This is a genomic window from Paenibacillus sp. FSL E2-0201 (assembly GCF_037963325.1).
Lineage (GTDB): Bacteria > Bacillota > Bacilli > Paenibacillales > Paenibacillaceae > Paenibacillus_AQ.
On sequence record NZ_CP150154.1, the window covers coordinates 1503856 to 1527013 of the forward strand.

22 protein-coding genes and 1 pseudogene are annotated in these 23158 nt (G+C 43.0%); 14 read left to right on the forward strand and 9 right to left on the reverse strand.

Annotated features, from left to right (window positions below; translation table 11 throughout):
- Positions 1–8 precede the first annotated feature (8 nt).
- The 4 genes from NSU15_RS06760 to NSU15_RS06775 are packed head-to-tail and all read left to right on the forward strand — an operon-like array spanning position 9 to position 5675.
- Positions 9–902, forward strand: a complete 894-nt coding sequence (locus tag NSU15_RS06760) for a carbohydrate ABC transporter permease (RefSeq protein ID WP_060625478.1) — start codon at positions 9–11, stop codon at positions 900–902.
- Positions 903–954: 52 nt separating this feature from the next.
- The gene (locus tag NSU15_RS06765; protein ID WP_339289692.1) at positions 955–2238 is read left to right on the forward strand and encodes a Gfo/Idh/MocA family oxidoreductase; all 1284 of its coding nucleotides are present in this window, start codon (positions 955–957) and stop codon (positions 2236–2238) included.
- Positions 2235–3896, forward strand: coding sequence for a DUF4091 domain-containing protein (locus tag NSU15_RS06770; RefSeq protein ID WP_339289693.1), 1662 nt, complete (start codon positions 2235–2237; stop codon positions 3894–3896). Before NSU15_RS06765 ends, NSU15_RS06770 begins: the two co-directional genes overlap by 4 nt.
- A gap of 30 nt (positions 3897–3926) precedes the next feature.
- Positions 3927–5675 carry a beta-galactosidase family protein gene (locus NSU15_RS06775; protein WP_339289695.1) on the forward strand — a complete coding sequence of 583 codons (1749 nt, stop codon included), beginning with the start codon at positions 3927–3929 and terminating at the stop codon, positions 5673–5675.
- 82 nt (positions 5676–5757) lie between these two features.
- Here NSU15_RS06775 and NSU15_RS06780 read toward each other — a convergent pair whose 3' ends face one another.
- The 3 genes from NSU15_RS06780 to NSU15_RS06790 form a co-directional block, all read right to left on the reverse strand.
- Positions 5758–6078 (reverse strand): BTAD domain-containing putative transcriptional regulator, encoded by a 321-nt coding sequence (locus NSU15_RS06780; RefSeq protein ID WP_339291272.1) that lies wholly within the window; start codon positions 6076–6078, stop codon positions 5758–5760.
- Positions 5973–6902: a response regulator gene (locus tag NSU15_RS06785; protein WP_339289696.1), complete on the reverse strand. Its 930-nt coding sequence runs from the start codon at positions 6900–6902 to the stop codon at positions 5973–5975. The genes NSU15_RS06780 and NSU15_RS06785 overlap by 106 nt, the downstream gene beginning before the upstream one ends.
- A 70-nt stretch (positions 6903–6972) precedes the next feature.
- Complete coding sequence (locus NSU15_RS06790) at positions 6973–10083, reverse strand: ATP-binding protein (RefSeq protein ID WP_339289698.1); 3111 nt, start codon at positions 10081–10083, stop codon at positions 6973–6975.
- 119 nt (positions 10084–10202) lie between these two features.
- On the opposite strand from NSU15_RS06790, the gene NSU15_RS06795 reads away from it, so the two are divergent.
- The 4 genes from NSU15_RS06795 (at position 10203) to NSU15_RS06810 (ending at position 12903) form a co-directional block, all read left to right on the forward strand.
- Positions 10203–10769 carry an RNA polymerase sigma factor gene (locus tag NSU15_RS06795; protein ID WP_076119970.1) on the forward strand — a complete coding sequence of 189 codons (567 nt, stop codon included), beginning with the start codon at positions 10203–10205 and terminating at the stop codon, positions 10767–10769.
- Entirely contained in the window at positions 10766–11218 is a 453-nt protein-coding gene (locus NSU15_RS06800) for a zf-HC2 domain-containing protein (RefSeq protein ID WP_076119969.1), read from the forward strand. The genes NSU15_RS06795 and NSU15_RS06800 overlap by 4 nt, the downstream gene beginning before the upstream one ends.
- Before the next feature lie 78 nt (positions 11219–11296).
- Positions 11297–11794, forward strand: coding sequence for a hypothetical protein (locus tag NSU15_RS06805; protein WP_076119968.1), 498 nt, complete (start codon positions 11297–11299; stop codon positions 11792–11794).
- Positions 11795–11811: 17 nt separating this feature from the next.
- Positions 11812–12903 (forward strand): DUF4097 family beta strand repeat-containing protein, encoded by a 1092-nt coding sequence (locus tag NSU15_RS06810; protein ID WP_339289699.1) that lies wholly within the window; start codon positions 11812–11814, stop codon positions 12901–12903.
- A gap of 51 nt (positions 12904–12954) precedes the next feature.
- On the opposite strand, the gene NSU15_RS06815 is transcribed toward NSU15_RS06810, so the two are convergent.
- Both NSU15_RS06815 and NSU15_RS06820 read right to left on the reverse strand, forming a co-directional pair.
- Complete coding sequence (locus NSU15_RS06815) at positions 12955–13935, reverse strand: aldo/keto reductase (RefSeq protein ID WP_076119966.1); 981 nt, start codon at positions 13933–13935, stop codon at positions 12955–12957.
- 166 nt (positions 13936–14101) lie between these two features.
- Positions 14102–14335, reverse strand: coding sequence for an aldo/keto reductase (locus NSU15_RS06820; protein ID WP_339291274.1), 234 nt, complete (start codon positions 14333–14335; stop codon positions 14102–14104).
- A gap of 25 nt (positions 14336–14360) precedes the next feature.
- Between NSU15_RS06820 and NSU15_RS06825 the strand changes: the two genes are divergently transcribed.
- The 6 genes and pseudogenes from NSU15_RS06825 (at position 14361) to NSU15_RS06850 (ending at position 20226) form a co-directional block, all read left to right on the forward strand.
- Positions 14361–14579 (forward strand): hypothetical protein, encoded by a 219-nt coding sequence (locus NSU15_RS06825; RefSeq protein WP_339289701.1) that lies wholly within the window; start codon positions 14361–14363, stop codon positions 14577–14579.
- A gap of 127 nt (positions 14580–14706) precedes the next feature.
- Positions 14707–15789 carry a 3-isopropylmalate dehydrogenase gene (leuB, locus tag NSU15_RS06830; RefSeq protein ID WP_339289702.1) on the forward strand — a complete coding sequence of 361 codons (1083 nt, stop codon included), beginning with the start codon at positions 14707–14709 and terminating at the stop codon, positions 15787–15789.
- A 164-nt stretch (positions 15790–15953) separates the two neighbouring features.
- Positions 15954–16492 (forward strand): annotated as a pseudogene (locus NSU15_RS06835) (peroxiredoxin).
- Between the two features lie 228 nt (positions 16493–16720).
- Positions 16721–17128 carry a hypothetical protein gene (locus NSU15_RS06840; RefSeq protein ID WP_042125131.1) on the forward strand — a complete coding sequence of 136 codons (408 nt, stop codon included), beginning with the start codon at positions 16721–16723 and terminating at the stop codon, positions 17126–17128.
- A gap of 365 nt (positions 17129–17493) precedes the next feature.
- Entirely contained in the window at positions 17494–18597 is a 1104-nt protein-coding gene (locus NSU15_RS06845) for an ATP-binding protein (protein ID WP_339289703.1), read from the forward strand.
- 123 nt (positions 18598–18720) lie between these two features.
- The gene (locus tag NSU15_RS06850; RefSeq protein ID WP_339289704.1) at positions 18721–20226 is read left to right on the forward strand and encodes a leucyl aminopeptidase; all 1506 of its coding nucleotides are present in this window, start codon (positions 18721–18723) and stop codon (positions 20224–20226) included.
- Between the two features lie 107 nt (positions 20227–20333).
- On the opposite strand, the gene NSU15_RS06855 is transcribed toward NSU15_RS06850, so the two are convergent.
- The 4 genes from NSU15_RS06855 to NSU15_RS06870 form a co-directional block, all read right to left on the reverse strand.
- Positions 20334–20480: a hypothetical protein gene (locus tag NSU15_RS06855; protein ID WP_170880321.1), complete on the reverse strand. Its 147-nt coding sequence runs from the start codon at positions 20478–20480 to the stop codon at positions 20334–20336.
- Between the two features lie 103 nt (positions 20481–20583).
- Complete coding sequence (locus NSU15_RS06860) at positions 20584–20763, reverse strand: FeoB-associated Cys-rich membrane protein (protein ID WP_076119959.1); 180 nt, start codon at positions 20761–20763, stop codon at positions 20584–20586.
- A 44-nt stretch (positions 20764–20807) separates the two neighbouring features.
- Complete coding sequence (gene feoB, locus NSU15_RS06865; RefSeq protein WP_339289705.1) at positions 20808–22820, reverse strand: ferrous iron transport protein B; 2013 nt, start codon at positions 22818–22820, stop codon at positions 20808–20810.
- A complete protein-coding gene (locus tag NSU15_RS06870) occupies positions 22817–23035 on the reverse strand; it encodes a FeoA family protein (protein ID WP_339289706.1) in 219 nt (72 codons plus the stop codon). The genes feoB and NSU15_RS06870 overlap by 4 nt, the downstream gene beginning before the upstream one ends.
- Positions 23036–23158 lie beyond the last annotated feature (123 nt).

Consider the following 23158-nt stretch of genomic DNA (forward strand, 5'->3'; position numbering starts at 1 on the left):
AGGTGGAGATGGTGCTACATAAACAATCATCCAGCAGAAAGTTATTTATCGTGTTCAATACGCTGTTGTTAACTTTCATTACCATACTCGGCATTATCCCATTTGTACACTTACTCTCCATCTCACTTAGCTCGAATACAGCTGCGATGGCTGGAGAAGTGAAGCTTTGGCCCGTCGGCTTTTCCTGGGATGCTTATGTATATTTAGGAGAAAAGGTAGAGTTCTTTCGTTCCTTGGGAGTCTCCGTAAAACGAGTAGTGCTCGGTTCAGTAGTTAACTTGTTTCTAGTATTTATTACTGCTTTTCCACTGTCCAAATCGAATGATCAGTTTAAATTTAGAACCGTATATGTATGGATATTCGCGATTACGATGTTTTTTGGAGGCGGTTTAATTCCGACGTATATCGTAGTGAAAAATACAGGCTTAATCGATTCCATTTGGGCGCTTATCTTACCAGGTGCATTGAATGTATGGAATATGGTTCTGATGCTTAACTTCTTCAGATCTATTCCAAGAGAATTGGATGAAGCGGCTACGATTGATGGTGCCGGACATTGGAGAGTACTTTGGCAAATTTATTTACCGATATCCCTTCCATCCATCGCAACGATTGGGTTATTCACCATAGTTGGGCATTGGAACGCTTGGTTTGACGGTATCCTTTACCTGAATTCACCTGAGCATTATCCGCTACAGACCTATCTTTCTACCTTGATTATGTCTATCAATGCCCAGATGTCATCGATGTCCATTGAGCAGCTCAAGGTGATGGAGAACCTGAGTGAGAAGACGATCCGAACGGCGCAAATATTCATGGGCGCATTGCCAATTATGGTAGTGTATCCATTCTTACAAAGGTATTTCGTAAAAGGAATGACGGTTGGTAGTGTTAAAGAATAAAGAAATAGAGTACAGACATAGCATAAAGTCTCATATGAAGGAGCAGATTGCGATGAAGAAAGTTACTGTTGCTTTAATTGGAGCGGGCCTGCGAGGAATTAATTATTCAGAATATGCGATTCAGCACCCCAATGAGCTTCAAGTTGTAGCTGTTGCAGAGCCGAATGCGAAGCGGAGAAATAAATTTAAGGAAAGACATAAGCTGGCTGATGACGTGTGCTTTACCCATTGGGATGATTTTTTTGCCTCCCCGAAAGTAGCAGATGCGGTATTTATCTGTACCCAAGACAATCAGCATTATGTGCCGACAATGAAAGCACTGGAGGCAGGGTATCATGTACTATTAGAAAAACCGATGTCCCCTGATGCCAAGGAATGTGTACTTATGGGGGAAATGGCCTCTAAAGTGAATCGTGTCTTCTCGATATGCCATGTATTGAGATATACCAATTTCTTCTCTACGATCAAGGAACTGCTGGAAAGTGGTGCGATCGGACAATTGATGTCCATTCAACATAATGAGAACGTGGGTTACTGGCATCAAGCTCATAGCTTCGTAAGAGGAAATTGGCGCAAAAAGGATGAGTCCAGTCCGATGATTCTCGCTAAGTCCTGTCATGATCTGGACATTCTTTCCTGGTTGACAGATTCAGAATGTGTTCGAGTGTCTTCCTTTGGCTCACTGTCCCATTTTAAATCTAGTGAAGCACCGGAAGGAGCCCCGCTACGTTGCACAGATGGATGCCCAGCAGCAGATAAATGTCTGTATTATGCTCCTAATCAATATTTGACGGAGGATACGGATTGGCCTACATCGGCAATTAGCGATGATCCAAGCTATGAAGCCCGCCTGAATGCTCTTCAGGAAGGACCTTATGGACGATGTGTCTATCATTGTGATAATGATGTCGTCGACCATCAAGTGGTAAATCTAGAATTTGCTAATTCCGTAACTATAGCTTTTACAATGAGTGCGTTTACCAAAGATGTAAGTCGTACCCTCAAGCTGATGGGTACCACGGGAGAAATACGCGGTGCGATGGAGAAGAATGAAATTGAAGTGCTCCATTTTGGCAGCGGTAAGGTAGAGAGAATCTCGTTCGAGAATGCAGGTGGTCATGTTGGTCATGGCGGCGGCGATATGGGGTTAATCAAAGATTTTGTTAAGCTGGTTCGAGCGGAAGGGAAGATTCAAGGTCTTACATCAGCCAATCATTCCGTTCAAAGTCACCTTATGGCTTTTGCAGCAGAGCAATCTCGCATTGAGGGCAACAGTATTGTTCTGAAAGAATTTGCACAAAGTGTCTGTAATGATGAAGAGGTGAAGCAACGATGAATGCTCCGCAGCCATTTCAGACGATGTTATTAAGTTCGTTGGTTAAGGTATTTGCTGATGAAGTGCCGAATCATGAATCCTATCACAGTGCAACCGCACTTGTTGGAGAAACATTTTCGTTCCAAGTCGCTTATACCTCAGATACACTTCTAAAGAATATTGAAGTAGAGGTAAAGTCATCTCTTCCAGATTTAATATGTATAAGATCCGTTGGACTTGTTCCCTCAGAAATGCCTTGTTTCAAAAATCATGATGACGATGTGCTAAGAACTAGGCCGGGATTATATCCAGATCCATTGTATACGCTGGATCAACAATCTATTTCATCGATCCCGGGACAATGGCGATCTTTATGGGTGACTATAACCTTGGATGAAACAATGAGTACGGGGCTTCGCACTATTCAGGTCTTCTTCCAATCATCTGAAGGGCAGATGTTAGGTGAATCGGATGTATTCGAGTTAACCGTTATCCCTGCAACACTACCGCCGCAACAGTTAATTCATACGGAATGGTTCCATGTGGATTGTCTTGCTACAAAGTATGGTGTCGAAATATTTAGTGAAGCGCATTGGGCCCTTATAGAACGTTATGCAGATACGATGGTTAAGCATGGTATGAACATGATCTTAACTCCGTTGTTTACACCGCCTTTGGATACAGCCATTGGTGGAGTACGTCCAACCGTTCAATTGATATCCGTGACTAAAGCGGGAGATCGTTATGAATTCGGATTTGATCTGCTTACTCGTTGGGTATCGATGTGCCGCCGACTTGGCTTCAAATACTTTGAGTTCTCTCATTTATTTACTCAATGGGGTGCAAAATGTGCACCAAAAATAATGGTAACCATTCAAGGTGAAGATCAGCAACTATTCGGCTGGGATACGGACGCATCCTCGGCGGAATACCGTAGTTTCTTGGATCAATTATTACCTTGCTTAGATCAATATTTGAAAGAGCAGGGAATAGACGAGCAAAGCTGGTTCCATATTTCAGATGAACCAGGAGAGGAACATTTGGAATCGTACCGAGCTGCAAGTGAGATCATTTATAAACATTTATCAAGTTACCCGATCATGGACGCTTTGTCCGAATTGGAGTTGTATGAACAGGGCCTGGTGAAAAGGCCGATTCCTGCGAATACGCATATTGAACCGTTCTTAGAACATCAGGTTCCAGACCTTTGGACGTACTATTGCTGCGCTCAAGGTGAACAAGTATCCAACCGGTTTTTCAACATGCCATCTGCTAGAAATCGTATAATTGGGTTTCAATTGTATAAATTCGGATTACAGGGCTTCTTGCATTGGGGTTATAACTTTTGGTACTCGCAATATTCATTGAATCAGCAACTGGACCCTTATCGTACGACTGACGCTGAGCATGCATTTCCCTCAGGAGATGCCTACTTGGTCTATCCGGGAGAAGAAGGCCCGATTGAATCCATTCGATTAGAAGTTCTATATGAAGGGTTACAGGATTTGCGCGCATTAGAATTACTTGAGCAGAAAATTGGCAAGAAAGCAACGATAGCCATTATGGAAGAGGGTCTGAGTACATCGTTGACCTTCTCTGTATACCCAAGGGATCATGGAACATGGCTCTTAGAGGCAAGAGAGCGGATTAATCAAGCGATAGCAAGTTATTCTACTTAAGTGATCATACCATTACGAGGTGTTGTGAATATGGCGACTTTTCATTATTCAGGATCTTCCTTTTATTATAACGATCAGGCGATACGGCTTATCTCAGGAGCCATCCATTATTTTCGGACTCTACCGGAACACTGGGAAGACCGTCTTATCAAATTAAAAGCTTGCGGTTTAAATACGGTTGAAACCTATGTGGCATGGAATTTACACGAGCCGAAGAAAGGCCAATTTCATTTTGAAGGCATGGCAGATGTAGTCCGGTTTATTGAATTGGCAGGAGATTTGGGTCTGCATGTCATCGTTCGTCCAGCACCTTATATTTGTGCAGAATGGGAATTTGGTGGACTGCCATCTTGGTTGCTAGCTGATTCGGATATGCGTCTTCGATGCTACCATAAGCCATTTCTAGATCATGTAGATGCGTATTATGATGTATTGCTCCCCAAATTACAACCACTGTTATGTACAAATGGCGGCCCGATCATTGCTATGCAGATTGAGAATGAGTATGGAAGTTACGGTAATGACAAGCGCTATTTGACTCATTTAAAAGACAGCATGATTTCCCGTGGGATAGATGTACTACTATTCACTTCCGATGGACCTGAAGACGCGATGTTACAGGGAGGTATGGTCCCAGGTGTGCTGGAGACGGTGAACTTTGGATCACGTCCAGTAGAAGCATTCAACAAGCTCCGTGAATACCAACCAGAGGCTCCAATCATGTGTATGGAATACTGGAACGGTTGGTTTGATCATTGGCGTGAAGAGCATCATACGCGTCCGGCTGAGGATGTAGCGAAGGTATTGGATGAGATACTTAGTTTAGGCGCATCCGTCAATTTCTATATGTTCCACGGCGGAACCAACTTTGGGTTCTACAACGGAGCGAATGGACATACGTTTGACAGCTATGAACCAACAATAACTAGTTATGACTATGATTCCTTATTGAGTGAATCCGGTGAGCCGACAGCTAAATATTATGCAGTTCGTGAAGTGATCTCCAAATATGTAGATCTGGGGCCCATTGAGCTTCCAGCTCCTGTTGCTAAGAGAGCATATGGGAGAGTAGAGATGAAGGAGCAAACTTCACTTACCGCAAACTTGAATCGCATTTCTGTACCCATTCACTCTGCATACCCTGAACCGATGGAGAAATTGGGTCAGGATTATGGCTTTATTCATTATAGTACGTTCCTTACAGGACCTCGTCCCAAAGACGAGTTCTTCATCCAGGATTTACATGATCGCGCATTAGTCTTTCTGAATGGAGAGCTCACTGCAACCTTAGATCGTGTAGAGCCAGAGGTGAAATTAGAGTTCGAGGTGCCGGCCGAAGGGCTGCATGTTAGTATACTTGTGGAGAATTTAGGACGCGTCAACTATGGTCCTTTTATGAGAGATTGTAAAGGGATTACCGAAGGGGTGCGTTATGGACGGCAGTTTCTGTCGGAATGGACGACTTATACGTTGCCATTAACGGATTTATCTGGTCTGCAGTTTGAAGGTTTATTCAGGCAAGTGGAACCTAGCTTCTTCCGCAGCACCTTGGTTGTGGATGAACCTTGTGATACTTTCTTGAGCATGGAAGGATGGACTAAAGGCGTCGTGTTCATTAATGGGTTTAACCTTGGACGCTATTGGAATATCGGACCACAGAAAACAATGTATGTGCCAGGTCTTCTATTGAAACAAGGCGACAATGAGATTGTCATCTTTGAATTGCACAGCACTTCAGATACCGCTGTTACCTTCGTAGATCAACCGGAATTAGGATAATAGGGCATATAATATATCGTAATAACAAAGACACCCAGATAGTATCGGGTGTCTTTGTTATGTTCAGAAAGTATATTCTTGTTTATTGAACTCTGAGGTTATGGAGCTCCCATTGTTCGTACCACTCTTCAACACTGGCTGGGAGTCCGATACTGAGTTCACTTATTAATAGATCTTTGAGAATTTTGTATTGTTCTTCCACAGCGGAACGTTCCCCGATACTGTCGTAGACCTTCATTAATCCTAAATGTCCTTGTTCAAAATAGGGCTGGAGCTGTACTACCCTCTGATACACGGTTACAGCTTCAGGAACTCTGCTGCTGTCGATATAGAACTGGGCCATCCCCATAGCATGGTGCAGCCAAATGGTGCGCAGGCGTTGTCGTTCGCCCTCTGCCCACAGATAATCGTAATCTCCAAAATAATCTCCTGAATAAAGATCAAATAAGCTTGATGTTCTGCACAATTATCCTCTGTGATAGTTTCGAGTGTGAGAATGTTGTGCTCCCACTGGGCTGCATCAATTAGAAGCGGACCGGTCTCAAGCGAATACCCTTCACCGCCACTGACGTTGCTGATATGCAGGTCCACCTCACTCTGCTTTAAGCATTGCCTTACTTGATAAATGGTTGTATAGAGATGGGTGGAAGCCTTTTTAAGGTTGAAGTCTGGCCATAGTAGGTCAATCAGGGTGTCTTTACTGACAAATCGGTTGCGATTATGAAGCAAGAAAGCAAACAATTCTTGAGCCTTAGAGGTTCTCCAGCGGAGATTGTTCAATGGCTGTCCTCCTCGTTCAAAGCGCAGCGATTGAAAACAACGAATCATTATTTCATGCGCTATCCTTGTGCTTTTTGGAGCAAGCTTCAATCTGTCCTCCAAGCGTTGTACGGTCTTGAGCAACCGGTCATGTCGTACGGGCTTCAATATATAATCGATCGCGTTTAATTCAAAGGCTTCCACTGCATATTGGTTATACGCGGTCACGAAAACTATATTTGCGTTTGGACAGACCTCTTGCAGAATTGCGGCAGCCTGAAGACCGCTTATTTCAGGCATTTCAATATCAATGAAAATAACGTCAGGCTCTAATGCTGGAGTTTCTTGTATGGCTTGGACAGGATCTGTATAGGATGCGACGATTTGAATAGCTTCCATTTCTTTTAACATGAATTCTAATTTTACGAGGGCAAGCCGTTCATCGTCCACCAACACTGCTTGAATCATTGTTATTTCACCACTCAACATAGTATTTTTAGCAAAAAACAATAAACTCTTACCTCTATTTCGGTTCATTCTAGTCTGTCTGTGAATAGGAATTTTTGCGAATCATATTTCTTTTTTCAGAAGGGATTATGAAACTTACTGAAGTTCCTTGCCCTTCCTTGCTTTTAATTTGCAAACCCGTAGCGTAGACACGTAACAACCGCTTATGTGTATTAAGAAATCCAATCCCTTGTGTTACATTAGACTGACTGCTCAGTAGTTGTTGAAGTTGTTCGGCAGTCATACCTTTACCGTTATCAGCAATCGTGATCTCAATATCATTAGCCAGTTCTTTGATGGATATTGTAAGCGTACCTCCTTTGGAGCGGCTTAATATACCGTGTCTAACGGCATTTTCAACAAGTGGCTGAATGGTCAAGGGTGGTAACTGAAAATGCAGGTTCTCTGGTAAATCCCAGTTGATGGTCATCCTGTCTTCAAAGCGCTCTTTCTCTATGTACAGATAGGCACGGACAAGCTCAAGCTCGTGTTCAATCGGTATCATCGGCTCAGCATTCAAAAAGTTAAAGCTTAAGCGCAAATAAGAACTAAAGGCATCAATTAGATGACTCATACGCTTTGTATCAAAAGATGCCAGTGCAGATATAGAATTTAATGTATTAAATAAGAAATGTGGTTGTATTTGCGCTTGTAGATACGCTGCTTCCAGACGAAGCCGTTCATTTACGGACTGCTTTAAGTCTGTTAAGGAACGTACCCTTCCTCTTAGCTCCATAGCGTTCATGGGTTTCATTACATAGTCGTTTGCACCCGAAACAAATCCTGTGTATATATCTTCCGGCTGGCTACGTGCGGTTAGAAGTAGAATAGGAAGCTCAGCTATGGTAAAACGATCATGAATTTTCTGTGTTAATTCATAGCCGGACATCTGGGGCATCATTACATCTGTAATGATTAAATCCCAATGATCCGTATCCAGCTTTATTAAAGCATCGATTCCACTGGTTACCGTAACCATTTCATAGTCTTTGATGGACAGTACGCTAGTAAGGATTTTCAGATTAACGGGATCATCATCGACAGCCAAAATCCTAGGTCTTCTTCCATCCGTTGATGAAGTAGATGTAGCGGCAATCTCGGATAGCGTAATTTGGGATTGCTTGTCCTTGTATTCAGTCACTGTTGGGGGCTCTGAATTGAATTTTTGGATGCTGGTATCGGATAGAGGCATAGTAAAAGTAAAAGTAGAGCCTTTGCCAAGTGAAGATTTTACGCTAATCTCTCCACCGTGAAGTTCAACCAGTTGTTTACAAATGCTTAAGCCTAATCCGATTCCACCACTGATTGCTGTCTTGTTTGAGTCACCCTGCTCATAGGGTTGAAAGGCTCTTAGCTGTGTTTCTTCGTTCATCCCAATCCCAGTATCTGTAATATGGATGCGCGCCAAACCTTTATGAATATCCGCATGGACTCTCACTGAGCCGGTACTCGTATATTTAACAGCATTTTGAAGCAGATTGAACAAAATCTGGATGAGCCTTTTTTCATCTGCCACAACAGAAGGAAAGGAGTCAGGGATTTCCGAGATTAAGGTAATGTTTTTACCTTCCGTTAGAAATTTGAGCATATCGAGCACACCAACAGCTACGGATTGAATGGGAACATCTCTTAGTTGCAATTGAATGTTGCTCTCACGAAGCTGTGATTGATCTAGTAGATCGTTTATTAGTAGCGACATACGTCTTCCAACGGTAATTAGCAGTTCTAGATTATTTGCGTTCTCAAGCATTAAGGATTCTCTCTCACTGTCTAAGATGGTCTCAGCAATATTTATGATGCTATGTAGCGGGTTTTTCAGCTCATGAGAGGTATTAGCTAGGAAATTATCCTTTTGTGTAACAGTTCTTTGCAGGCTCTGTGCCAGATTCTCAGTCTGCTTAGTATTCCAGAAATAGCGTTTGAATCCAAAAGTCGCAAAGCATAAAAAGGCAATAATGAGGTCAAAAGGATAATAGGTAACGTTGATCAGGTCGTAATTTTTGAACAATCCCCAATGGGTGCTGTTAACGATGGCTAAGATAGATAACAATAGAAAAATAGAGCCATCGTGGTTTCTAAGAGTAGATTTCAGAAAGAGAACTACAACTTCTAATGATAGAACGAATATATTGATGAAAAAAATAAGTATATACGATTCGTAATAGCGGACAACGGGACCGAGCAGTATAAAAAGGATATGTACCAGAGATAAGCTGGTCAGGATCCGGACACTTTTAATTTTTAAATTCTGGAACATGAGTTGCTTGCTTGTTAGTAAGATGAATATAAAAGCTAAAATATTAGATATGATTAATAGTTTTAAGCTCCATTGGTAGTTTAAGGGAAGCATATGCAGCAAAAGTTTGTCATCATCAATGAGAACAGTAGTTATAGCGGAAATTACCAATAGAATAAAATAGATCAACATCTTTTGCCGCGGTCCAATGGTATATAATATTGCTGCATAGACTGCATGAAGTAGAAGTACTACACATAATAACAGCTGAAGGCCTATGGAAACGATCCTCTGGTGTGTTAAAGCTTTTTCGTTGCCAAATAAAATGGGTTTGTAAATCCCACCTGTATGAGCTAAAGAGTAGTTGGCTGCATGAATGACAATTTCAATCTCACTCTCATCAGTTGTAAACGATATGGAGTAAGGTAATACATGAGGAATATAGTCTTCCTTATCGGCAGACGGAGAACCTGAACTTCCTAGCAGTTCACCATTGATATAAATTTTCGAAGAGGTTCGAACCCCGGATATGAGGATGCCGTAAGACTGCTTTTCATTTTTATCTACAAGAATACGTAACCGGTAGGAACCGTAACCGAAAGCCGTTTTTTTGCCATTATTAATTGCTTCGTTCCATTGACCTGGAACTTGTATATATTTTTTAGGCGTAGCATTATTTAGCGATTCTTTATTGAAAGTGGGAAGCAACGTATTAGGATAGAACTCCCATTGCCCTTTTAAGGTAAGGAGCTTGTCTTGATTCAATTCGTTATTCCGTAAATCGAGTACTCCTTTGACTAATTGTGGTTGTATAGCATGAGGCGAAGCCCAAATCCATAGGAAGCGAAAGCAAGTAAGTATGGTAAGAAATAACACGATAATTAGAAAGAGTTTTCGTTTGGTCATAGTAATTAAACATTATTCGACAAAAAACAATATATTCCCTTCTCAAAGATATTTCAAAATTTTTTTTAAAAAGATTTGATGAAGTTGCAGGGAAGTGGATTTGTCCGGCGTCTAACGTTATGAAGGTGAAGGAGGGGAGAAAGCTGGAAGAGGCGGAATGGATATCAGCCGTGCTGAACGGTGAGCATCAAGCCTTTGGGCATTTGGTGACACGTTATCAAGGCATGGTATACAGAGTGTGCGTCAAGATTACTGGGGAAGCCGAATCGGCCAAAGATATGGCCCAGGAGGTTTTTATAAAAGCATATAAAGCGCTCCCCTCCTTCAGAGGACAGTCTTCCTTCTCGACCTGGCTGTATCGGATAGCCTACCGAACCTGTCTGGACTGGAAACGCGCTAATGATAGGGAGTGGAGGCATCGAAGTGCAGCTGATTACACTGAGAATGATTGGGTAACTTCTCAAACACCTGAGCAACAGGTGCTAGAGCAGGAACAATCAGCTGAATTGGGTGAGAATGTGAACAGCCTTGCTGAACCGTACCGGTCGGTCGTACAGCTGTACTATTTTCAGCGGAATTCTTATCAAGAGATAGCGGAGCAAAAAGGTGTATCCGTTAAGACGATCGAATCGCAGCTATATCGTGCCAGACAGATGATGCGTAGACAAAGGGAGGAATTGCGATGAATTGTGCAATAGTGAAGGAATGGATGCCACATTACATTGACGGTCTACTGTCTTCAGATATGGAGCTGAGTATCCGGTTGCACATACAATCCTGTCCTGATTGCGCGGAGTGGCTGGAGGAAGCGAAGGAAATGTCAGCTCTATGGTCAGAAATGGAAGCAGACAGCGAATATCAGCATGAACAGATGGACTTTCCAGATCTTGCATCAGGTGTTATGGCCCATATCGAGCAGCTCGAAACAGGGCGGAGAGAGCGAGCAATTAAAGCGACAAGCGTAAGACGTCGTTCTGCTCCTAGAACTTCATGGATGCATTATGCTGTGGCTGCCTGCTTAAGCTTGTTATTGTTACAGTTTGGAGTTTTTGAGAATTTGGCTTATGGAATCACTGAAATTAATGGTCATGTGTCGAATTCGGTGACCCAATGGTTTGGTGGCTTTGGAAAATAGTCATAAAGAGATTAATAAAAAATAGATGGATTCAGATAAACCAAAGTTTATGCTATCCAAAATTTAGGAGGATGTATTATGATTAAGAAGAGACGTTGGCTCACTTTTATGCTGGCTATGATTCCTGGTGTAGGTCATTTGTATTTAGGCTTCAAAAAGCAGGGACTGCAGTTTATGATCGGGGCTTCCTTATGTATTATGTTTATTCCGTCTGAGCCCATGATCTTCCCTTTTGCCCTAGCTGCACTATGGTTTTACCAATTGTTTGATGCCCTGCAGAAAGCAGCTTGGATGAAAATAACTGCAGCCGAACACGAGCGTATGATGTTTCATCCAGACAGTTTCGGAGAACCTTGGACGATGGGGATATCCTCTATGCCGGGTTACCCACATGAAGATGTGAATCCAGCTTGGGTCGGTATCGGATGTGTTGTTGCCGGGTTTCTTATGCTGGTAATTTCAGCATTCCCGACGTTGTGGAGAATGTTGATTGAGATTAACATTGGTACGATCTTGCTTTCATTGGGACTGATAGCATACGGACTCAAGATGCTGCGAAACAATACGAGAGCATAAGAAACGGGGATTTGACTATGGGGAGATGGAAAATCGGGAGCTTCACTGCAGCCTTAGGCTGTATTACGCTTGGCGTCATTATTGTAATGGCTCAGTATAATATGATCAGCTATGAAGTACTAGGTTATTTATGGCCAGCACTGTTGATCCTGTTCGGACTCGAGATGTTGCTCAGGCTGTTTATTAAATCCGATGTCAAAAGCCGTGTAAGCGGCTGGGCTATCCTATTGATCATCTTGCTGATTGGAGCAAGCAGCGCTCAGTCAGTAATGGCCGGAGGCTCACTGAGCAGTCTAATTGGGAATACACATTTGACTCCACTTAGCGGGAATGTCGAAGTGAAAGAAAATATTACGACGCTGAAAATCGTACTTCCAAGTGGAAAAGTAAAGGTCGAGGGGATAGATGGAAGCTCATTGGATTATGAGGGAAGCCTACTTCTGCCTGGAAAATCCCAAAGTGAAGCTGAAAGTGCGTTGGAAAAGAAATGGAAAGTTAAAACTGAGGGAGATACGCTGATTATGGAGCTCGATACAGATCATAATTGGTTCTCTAATATTCAGTTTGGATTTAATACTAAAAGTCCGTATCTAAATGTGAATGTACCTAGCAGCCTTGCTGTTGAGGTTGATACTAGCGATGGGTCGATAGAAGCCTGGAATTTAAAGTCTGGCTTAGTGGTGGACACAAGTAATGGGGTATTAAATATTCATGATGTTGCCGGCGGAGTAGAGGCACATACCAGTAATGGCTCACTGACTGTTCAGAACATCCAAGGTGGAGCGCAACTCAAAAGCTCTAATGGAGCTATTATATTGGATAATATAGATGGTGCATTAACCGCAAAAAGCAGTAACGGCAAGATCACTATTAATTCAGCAGTGACCGGAAAATGGAAGTGTTCGTCAAGTAACGGAAAGATTACGGTGGGATTGCCATCGGTGTCAGATGCGAAGATTACAGCAGATACCAGCAATGGTTCGCTAAAAGGGAATGTGTCCTGGGATCGAGACGGGGATAGCTATGGCACTGCCATTCTCGGTAAAGGAACATATACTGTGGACCTAAACACAAGTAATGGAAGCGTGACCGTGGACACAGCTGAATAAGCATGAATAATAAAGGGAGCCTAGTCTAGGCTCCCTTTTTGTATAATAGTCCTACCAAGCGTAAGCTTTAGGGGCTTCTCCGCCCGGTCCTGGGAAGATTTCATCTAGCCGTTTAAGTACTGACTCATCTAGTACAATCTCAAGGCTGCGTAGTGCACTCTCAAATTGCTCCAGTGTACGTGGTCCAATAATTGGTGCGGTTACAGCAGGATTGGCTAGCAACCATGCTAGAGCTACATTATCTTGCGGTTCTCCAAGCTCCATACATAAGCTTGCAAATGCCTCAAGCTGATCTTTGAATTGCTCTACGCGCTCGGCGTTTCCTCCACTGCGGCTGCCTTCTATTTTCTTAAGTGCATTACGCCCGAGAAGACCTCCATCCAGTGGGCTCCAAGGAATAACACCTAAACCAAGATGGAGAGAAGCTGGCAATACTTCAAGTTCAGGAAGTCGGCAGGTCAGGCTGTATTTATGCTGCTCAGAAACCAAGCCTAAAAAGCCACGTGCTTTGGCTTCTTGTTGAGCTACAGCGATATCCCACCCGGCAAAGTTGCTGGAGCCGACATAACCAATCTTGCCTTGATTTACAGCAAGCTCGAACGCCCCCCACAGCTCGTCCCAAGAGACACTGCGATCCACATGGTGCATCTGGTACAATTCAATATGATCGGTCTGGAGACGCTGCAGAGAGCCCTCTAGATGGCGGCGAATGATATAGGAGGATAAGCCTTGTTCATCATTAGGTCCGTCGAGCTTATCGCTCATAGCTCCGTATACCTTGGTAGCCAGCACGACCTTTTCACGTCGCCCACCACCTTGCTTAAACCAGCGTCCAATAATCGTTTCGGTTAGACCGGAATTCTCACCCCAGCCATAAATGTTAGCGGTATCAAAAAAATTAACACCTGCGTCGAGTGCAGCGTCCATAATACGGAAGGCTTCTTGTTCATCTGTTTGTGGGCCGAAGTTCATTGTTCCAAGACATAGCCGACTGACCTTCATACCGGATTTGCCAAGCTTAGCATATTGCACTTCGCATTCACTCCTTAGGTAGATGATTTCAACTTAATTGTAAACATCTTCAGAAAGAAGAGCAAATATGAAGCGGACTTAGGATGGTTTTTACATAGAACGCATACCTAAGTAACCCGCCGGGTTTCTTTCTGCTTATTTGAAGCTGTCTATTCGTATAACGAATTTAGATATTGAGACCTTTCATGCTGCTATCATCGTATCTACCGCCTTGAACGGCTGACTGAGGACTAACAGCTTCAATACGTGCTAAGTCATCGGGAGTCAGCACAATGTCCACAGCTCCTGCATTTTCCTCTAAATAACTAATTCGTCTCGTTCCTGGTATTGGAAGTGCTCCTTTTGCTAATGTCCACGCCAATGCCAGTTGCGATGGTGTACTGCCTTTTTCTTTGGCGATCTAAATAAATGGTCAATTTTTGATTTTGCAGGATCCATTACTGAACACCATGTTAGAGACGAAATATCTTTTAATGAATAATTTGTCTATTGAACAGGTGCTTTACGATTTTTATAAATTGAAAAAGATACAGTTATTTAAGCCTGAAAAGCAATTTTTGGTGGATGACAATCTCATGGTTCCCAAAATAGATTATTTAACGCTAAAAATCCCATCAACCTTATCGGTAGAGGGGATTTCCTAACCTAACTTATAGGCGTTACCTATCAGTTCAATAGAATTTATATCTTTGTCCTTTATGACTGGGTATGATACAACAATATAAAGAAGAACTATGTCTGTTAGAGCAGACCACTTGAGGAGTGACTGAGATGAGTGAGGTTAAAAAAATCGCCGTAATCGCAGGGGACGGTATTGGACCTGAAGTAGTAGCTGAAGCAGAAAAAGTATTGAAAAGAACGGAAGCAGTATTTGGTTATGCCTTTGCAACGGAGCACGCTCTATTTGGTGGCATTGCAATAGATGAGAGAGGCACACCGCTGCCAGAAGATACATTAGAAATCTGTCGTAGTGCAGACGCTGTATTACTGGGTGCTGTAGGCGGACCAAAGTGGGATAACAATTCAAAGGAGCTTCGTCCTGAAACCGGATTGCTTGGCATTCGTAAAGCGCTTGGATTGTTCTCAAACTTACGTCCAGCAGTCGTATTCGATTGCCTTAAGGATGCTTCGACCCTAAAGCCGGAAGTTCTGGAAGGAACAGATCTTATGGTCGTTCGTGAGCTGACAGGCGGGATTTACTTCGGAGATAAATTGCGTCGTCAAGGTGAACATGGAGAAGAAGCAGTAGATACTTGTGTATACAACGTAATGGAAGTGGAACGAATCGTACGTCAGGCTTTTGAAATTGCTGGCAAGCGTCGCAATAAGCTTGCAAGTGTTGATAAAGCGAATGTCCTTGAAACATCACGTTTATGGCGTGAGGTTGTAAATAAGATTGCTCCTGAATATCCGGAGGTAGAAGTAGAGCATGTGCTCGTTGATAACTGCGCCATGCAACTGCTGCGCCGTCCAGCCAGCTTTGATGTTATCGTTACCGAGAACATGTTCGGTGACATCCTGAGCGATGAGGCTGCGATGTTGACTGGCTCTATCGGTATGCTCGCTTCTGCTTCGATGGGCGACGGTAATTATGGCCTCTACGAGCCAGTCCACGGCTCCGCACCTGATATTGCCGGACAAGGGCTTGCGAACCCAATTGCAACGATCTTGTCATTAGCACTGATGTTCCGTTTAACCTTTGGTTATGAGGATGCGGCGGCTGCGATAGAGGCTGCTGTGGCTGAAGTATTGGACGCAGGACACCGTACAAGTGACATTGCCGTAGATAAGAGCAAAGCGATCAGTACATCTGAAATGGGCGACCTGATTGTTGCAGCTATCCGCAAAGCGTAATATAATCTGATTTTTTTTAAATACGATTAGAGTGGAAATTGTCAAAGATTGACTTTGATTTTGTACGATGATACCATTTGATATGTAGACAGGATGTAAATTATTCCAGCATATCATGACAAGAAATGGTTGGTTTCTTACATAATTAAGGGAGGATTTTGGCAATGGCTGAACGTTTAGTAGGTAAACCAGCCCCAGACTTTACTATGCAAACCGTATCAGGTGATGGTAAAGATTTTGGTGAAATAAGTCTATCCGACTATCGTGGCAAATGGCTGGTATTCTTCTTTTATCCTCTGGACTTCACTTTTGTATGCCCAACTGAAATCAAAGCTCTTAGTGATGCTGCTGCGCAGTTCGAAGCGCTTGATACAGAAATTCTCGGCGCAAGTGTAGATTCGATCACAGCCACAAAGCATGGATCAATACACCTAAGGATTCCAATGGTCTTGGCCGTTTGAACTTCCCGCTTGCTGCAGATATTACGAAACAAGTTGCGAAAGACTACGGCATTCTAATTGAAGAAGAAGGCATTGCATTACGTGGATTGTTCATAATCGATCCTGAAGGTGAATTGAAATACCAAGTCGTTAATCACAATGATGTAGGTCGCAGCGTAGAAGAAACACTTCGAGTTCTTCAAGCACTGCAATCTGGTGGCTTATGCCCAATGGACTGGAAACCAGGTGACAGAAACCTTTAACTGATCCTCTGCTATTATCTGATCTTTGATATTCTGATTTGGACCTCCTTGCAGAAATTTTTCTGTAAGGAGGTTTTTTGCTCCAAAAAGGCTTAAATAAAAAAATGGATTTGAAAATAGGCGTGAAAAGTTATATTATGTCCTCGAGTGGAGGAATCTCCATTAGGGTAATGTAATACAATAATAAAAACTCAGGTGAGTTAGTTAATCTAAGGAGGGTGAACAAATATGAGCTTTTGCTGTGGAGCGAGTATGGTAGGAACAAAGGGAACCCTTAAACATTATCGCACGCAAGTCCATAATGTTCCCCTGCTTTTTTGTCCGGTATGTCATCGTGTAGAGGTTCACTATAAGGTCGAGAATGAATATGAGATCTTGGCGGAATACGCACATGGGGACGGAGTTACTGATGTGGATTTTCAGGACTATGTCATGGAAGACGAAACTGCAATATTCGAGAATGTCATTAACATCGAGAGTGAAGAGCCTCTAGCTATTGTGCGGAGCCAGATCGATATGGCACTTGACCTGCTTGCTGTAGCCAAACAGATTGAGGACACGAAGTGGGAACGGGAATTGAAGAAAAGATTAGCTGTGATGAGTCAGAGACGCCTTCGTCTGCAACAGAAAGCATAAGATTATTTGTAATTTGGGTCTAACCCATTTCTTTTTCAAGGCCTTCGCAACTGCGAGGGCTTTTTAGTTTTTCTGTTTTTTTATAACTGTGTAATACATTTGAACGAACTAATAGTAATAAATAAAATTTGATGTGATATTTTATATGTCTTTGGAATCATTTTATGAATTTTTTTATCATTCGACAGTTTCTCTGATTGCATTGTCTACTTCACTTGGATATGATTGGAATATAATTGAACCGGTTGGAAAAAGTGCAACGATTACCGAATGTTCTGGCGGCTTCGTCATATACTCAAATACATAGTAATTTGATGTCGCTTTAGCGTCTTCGTCAAATGCAGTAAAAGGGGGAACTTCGTATCGTGATTAGCCAATATCAAGAAAGTCTTCTATTACCGGGAAGAACCTATCAATCAGGACCTGTGGATACTACATACGAGGATGTACTAGAGAATATTGACAGCGGAATTATGCTTTTTGATGAAGAGGGAGTTATAAGTTTTGTAAATAAGCAAATGTACGGGATGCTTGAGTTAACCCGACACTCCCTTGTGGGCTGTACAATATCACACCTGTTATCTAATGTTCGATTGAGCCGCTTTAAGAAAAAGCAAGTATTGCAAAGCTATAGAGAGATGGTATACAAAGGAAAATCTAATTATGAGTTTTTAGACGAGTATGGTCGTTATTGGAAGGTTACATTATGCTGTGGAGAGCAAATGAAGGGTTGTTATTTGTTTACAGTTAAAGAAATCTCCGATTATAAGTTGATTGAGCAAACAGCTTATCAGAACGATAGTTTAGCTATGCTAGGTAAATTATCCGCATCTATTGCCCATGAAATCCGGAATCCATTAACAGCAATTCGTGGATTCATTCAATTGCTTCATCCGCATCTACAACAGCTTGGAAAGCAGGAATATGGCAAGATTATCTTGGCGGAGATCGATCGTGCGAACGATATTATTCATGAATTTCTAACCTCTTCCAAGCCATCAGTTCCTCAAGTGGGGATGATTCCTGTGTCAGCCTTACTTAAAGAGGTGGTGCTGCTTACAGAAAGCGAAGCCTTGATGAAAGGTTGCCAGATCAATCTACATCCTTTTCAGGAGGATATGATGATTTCTGGAGATGTGAAACAAATGAAACAGGTAGTCCTCAACATGATTAGAAACGCTATGGAGGCCGTTGCGGATAGAGCAGATGGTCTAATGGGTAAAATAGAGGTTGGAGCCGGCAGGGAGGGCTCTGAGGTCCGTATTTTCATTTCTGATAACGGTAAGGGAATGGATATCCGTACACTGGACAGGTTATTCAATCCATTTTTTACGACAAAGGAGAATGGGACTGGGCTCGGGCTTTCCGTGAGTGACCGAATCATCAAAAATCATGGCGGATGTATTTCTGTCAGCAGTAGAGTTAATGAAGGTACTCATTTTGTGATCTCATTGCCATTAATCCATTAGTACATTTAATTAGAATATAAAGCGTTTAAGAGGCTGATCCCTGCGGATAATACAGATGCAGAGATCAGCCTTGCTTATGTTACAATGGGGATTGGTTTTGGGAGACAAATGGAGGTAGACATAATGAATATACAATTCCACAGCGGCAGTTCCATTGATGAAATACAGGGTGATGCCCTTATCCTTATTATCTCTGAGTCGGAGGCCCAACATGGAGGTCTTTCAGAGAGATGGAATGACAGCATTCGCCTATTAGGGAAGACAGGTCTATTTAGTGGAAAGCTAAACCAGACTTATGTACTACCTTTAGAGCAGACATCCGGTTGTCCTATTGCGATTTTGGTTGGAAAGGGGGACCAACTTCTTACGACTGAAGATCTACGTCAAATGGCAGTTCAGACAGCTCGTGCAGCACTTCGATTGAAGGCGATACAGCTAGTGTTTCAGGTGCCGGGAAATATTCAGGAGCTAACAGTAGATGGGGATAGCGTATCTATTGCCTACGCGTTGTCTGAGGGGTTGTCACTTGGTTCCTACCGTCGTCCCACGTATAAGCAGGAGCAATCACAATATACAGGTCCAAACTCGGTTATTTTCACTATGGAGAAGAAGTCAGAGAATACTTTCGAGCATGACTGGAATCTGGGTATGCAGAGAGGGCTGGCTTTTGGTGAGGCTACGAATCTGGCACGGAACTTGACGAATATGCCCGGCAATCTGCTGACTCCATCTGACCTTGCTGTGGCCGCTATAGAAGTAGCTGAACGTTATGGATTTCCTTCCGAAGTGCTGGATGAACGGGAAATTGAGCAAAAAGGAATGGGCGGATTGCTCGCAGTCGGAAAAGGAAGTGTAAACCCTCCGCGAATGATCGTTATCCGTTACCAGGGAACGGGGCACTGGGATAATGTAGTGGGGCTGGTCGGTAAAGGGATTACTTTTGATACAGGGGGGATATCCTTAAAAAGAGCCCCAGGCATGGAAGAGTTAATCAGTGATATGGGGGGCGCAGCGGCTGTGCTTGGAGTAATGGAGGCATTAGGCCGATTACGTCCACGAATTAATGTCGTAATGGTCATTCCATCTGCTGAGAATATGCCTTCTGCTAATGCCTTCAAACCCGGGGATATCATTACATCAATGAGCGGAAGAACTATTGAAGTGTTGAATACCGATGCAGAAGGTAGACTTGTACTTGGGGATGCGCTGACTTATGCCCGCGAGTGGGGAGCGAAACGTGTTATTGATGTCGCCACGCTGACAGGTGCGGTGTTATCGACATTGGGAGACATAGCTACAGGTGCTGTTACTAACAACGAAGAATTCATGGGGCAGTTTCTGACAGCAGCTAATGTTTCGGGTGAAAAAATTTGGCAGCTTCCGGCTTACCCGGAATTCCGCGAAATGCTAAAGAGTGAAGTGGCCGATATCCGTAACACCGCAGGAAGATTCGGGGGTGCCACTACCGCTGGGTTATTTGTAGGTGAGTTTGCGGAAGGTCTGCCGTGGATACATCTAGATATTGCTGGAACCGCATTTCTTTCTAAAGAACGTGGAGTTAATCCTAGAGGCGGTACAGGAGTCATGGTTCGCACATTGGTTCAGTGGTTGCTCGGCGAAAGCGAATGATTAGCTCTTCATAATCAACAAATAGAAACCTCGCCTTAGGCAGATGGTCTGTATGACCAACCATTCGCTAAGGCGAGGTTTCTTTGCTTTTGTAAGGATGATAAAGATTAAACAGTGCCATTGGATTTTTTAGTCTTCGATTGGGAAGTAAAGGATTGAATACTGTTCATAATTTTATCGCGAGTTCCCTTATTTTTCAGTAAATAGGCTACTCCCAATGCAGCGGTTGTTAAAAATGTCTTTTTTGTGTTCATAGTGATTACCTCCTTGGTATAGTCTGTAATTGCTTATAACAAACATACCCGAAAGCTTTGAAAGCTAAACTATGAACCCTTACATATAACTGTTAGTGCAAGCCTACTTCTTCTTGTTAACAGGTGTTGAGCAGCAGGAGAGGGGAGAATCTAAAGACGCTGCTGAACAGCTCTTGCCCTTATCACAGCCAGCGCAAGCACCTTGCTTGCCCTTTTGCACATGTCGATAGATGATCCAGCCTGAATAACCGAAGATCAGAGTGACAATTAGAACATTTATCATTACGGTGCCCCACTTTCATTAAGAGAATCAACAAATTACAAGTTCTACGACCAGCCTAATAATCGCCCGCCTTGGAAAATAACAAAAGATACAATATACGCCAGAGCAAGAGAATAGCCAATGGAGAAGAAAGTCCATTTCCAAGAGGCTGTTTCCTTTTTGATAACCCCTACAGTGGCCAGACAAGGAATATATAGCAGGATAAAGGCCATAAAGCTGACTGCACTCAGCGGTGTAAAGACTTGTGAAATTTGATTCTCTAATCCAGCGGTATCCGGTGCGTGATAGATGATATTCATCGTAGACACAACAACCTCTTTCGCTAAAAATCCTGGAACCAAGGTAGAGCCAGCCTGCCACGTTCCGAAACCAAGCGGTTCTAGTAGTGGTGCAATCATGCCACCGAATTTAGCCAGGAAGCTATGATCCATTTCTACATCAAATCCACCGGGACCCGCATATGACATAAACCAAATAATCGCTGAGCCAGCTAGAATAATCGTTCCCGCTTTACGAAGGAACCCTTTGCCCTTCTCCCAAGTGCTGCGCGATAAGGTCTTAATCTGCGGCATACGGTAAGGAGGGAGCTCGATGATAAAGACAGAGGATTCATTTTTGAATAAGTATTTAGAGAATACCTTACAAAGAATTAGGGCAAACACAATACCCATAACATACATAGAGAGAACGGCAAACGCTTGTTGCTCAGGGAAGAATACAACTGCAAATAATGCATAAACAGGTAATCTTGCTGAACAAGACATCAGCGGCATTAATAGGGTTGTCAGCATGCGGTCCTTGGGCTGTTCAATGCTTCGCGCCGCCATTATGGCCGGTACATTGCAACCAAAACCAATGATGAATGGAATGAATGCTTTTCCGTTCAGTCCCATTCGTTCCATGGTGCTGTCCATCAACAAGCAGACCCTTGCCATGTATCCGGAGTCCTCCAGAAAGGAAATGATCAGGAAGAGAATGAAGATCTGCGGAACAAAGACCAGTACACCGCCTACACCGCCGATGATACCATCCACGATCAAAGCATGTGTGAAGCCGGAAGCTCCTATGGTTTGAAGCAGTGAATTCGTTCCATCACTAATAGGGCCGGATATCAGACCATCTAAGATATCCGATAGGGGTCCGCCAACCCAGTCAAATGTAGTCTTAAAGAGAACATACATAAAGAAGATAAATAAGGGCAGTCCCAAAAAGCGATGAGTCAATATCGAATCTAATCGTTCAGTCAAGTTATGGGGCTTCTGAGCTGTCGTATCAAGGACCTCGATACAAATATTGTGAATATACTCCATGCGGTTCGAGCGAATCCATTGCGGGAGTGTCAGGGCGAGTTTTTTGATTTGCAGCTCACTCTGACAAGATTCACAGATATTCAGCAGTCCCGTAACGTCTATACGCGACTTCAGGAACTGAAGGATAACCGGATTCTGTTCCATTAGCTGTAGAGCGACCCAACGGTGGTTGGGTAGATCTTTTATAGAACGTAATTCCTTTTCTATAGAAGATATCGCTCGTTCGACTATGTCGCCATAGTTCAGCTTGAACTTTACAACAGGAATAGCTGACGATTCTTCTAGGATGCTGAGCATCTGTACGCTGCCTTTACCGGTTCTTGCTATAAGTGGAAGGACTGTTACGCCCAATCTTGATTGTAAAATGGTTTGATTAATACGAATACCACGCGCATTGGCGACGTCAATCATATTAAGACCGATTACAGTAGGCTTTCCATACTCAAGTAGTTGAAGGGTGAGCAGCAGATTACGTTCCAGCTGGGAGGCATCCACGATATTAATTAATGCTTCTGGGGATTCTTCTATTAGATATTGGGCTGCGACCCCTTCATCGCGGGAGAGTGGGTGAAGAGAATAGATGCCGGGTAAATCTATAAGCCTGCCTGCTCCGTTCTTCAGATTTCCGATCTTTTTCTCAACGGTAACCCCTGACCAGTTACCTACATATTCGTATGAAGTCGTTAATGTATTGAAGAGAGAGGTCTTACCTGTATTGGGATTGCCCACAAGAGCTATAGAACTCAAGATACATTCACCTCAATCAGAGAAGCTTCCTTGCGGCGGATGGCAAACAACTGTCCGTTGCATTCTAGTGTAATTGGTCCCCAAAAAGGTCCCTTTCCTTTAAGACGGATGCTCACACCCTCTGAAACTCCGAGATCAGCAAGACGACGGCGTAGAATAGGGTTCATTCCTTCTATTTTATGAATAGATCCGGCAGCACCAGGTTGTAATTTCAATAAGGAACAGCAGGTAGAAGTAGCTATTGTAATCCCTCCAAAAGAGACTGATAATCAATCTCAACTGTTTTATTGTAATGTAGCATTTTTAAGTGTTTGTATACTGTGATATTTGTCGCTGAC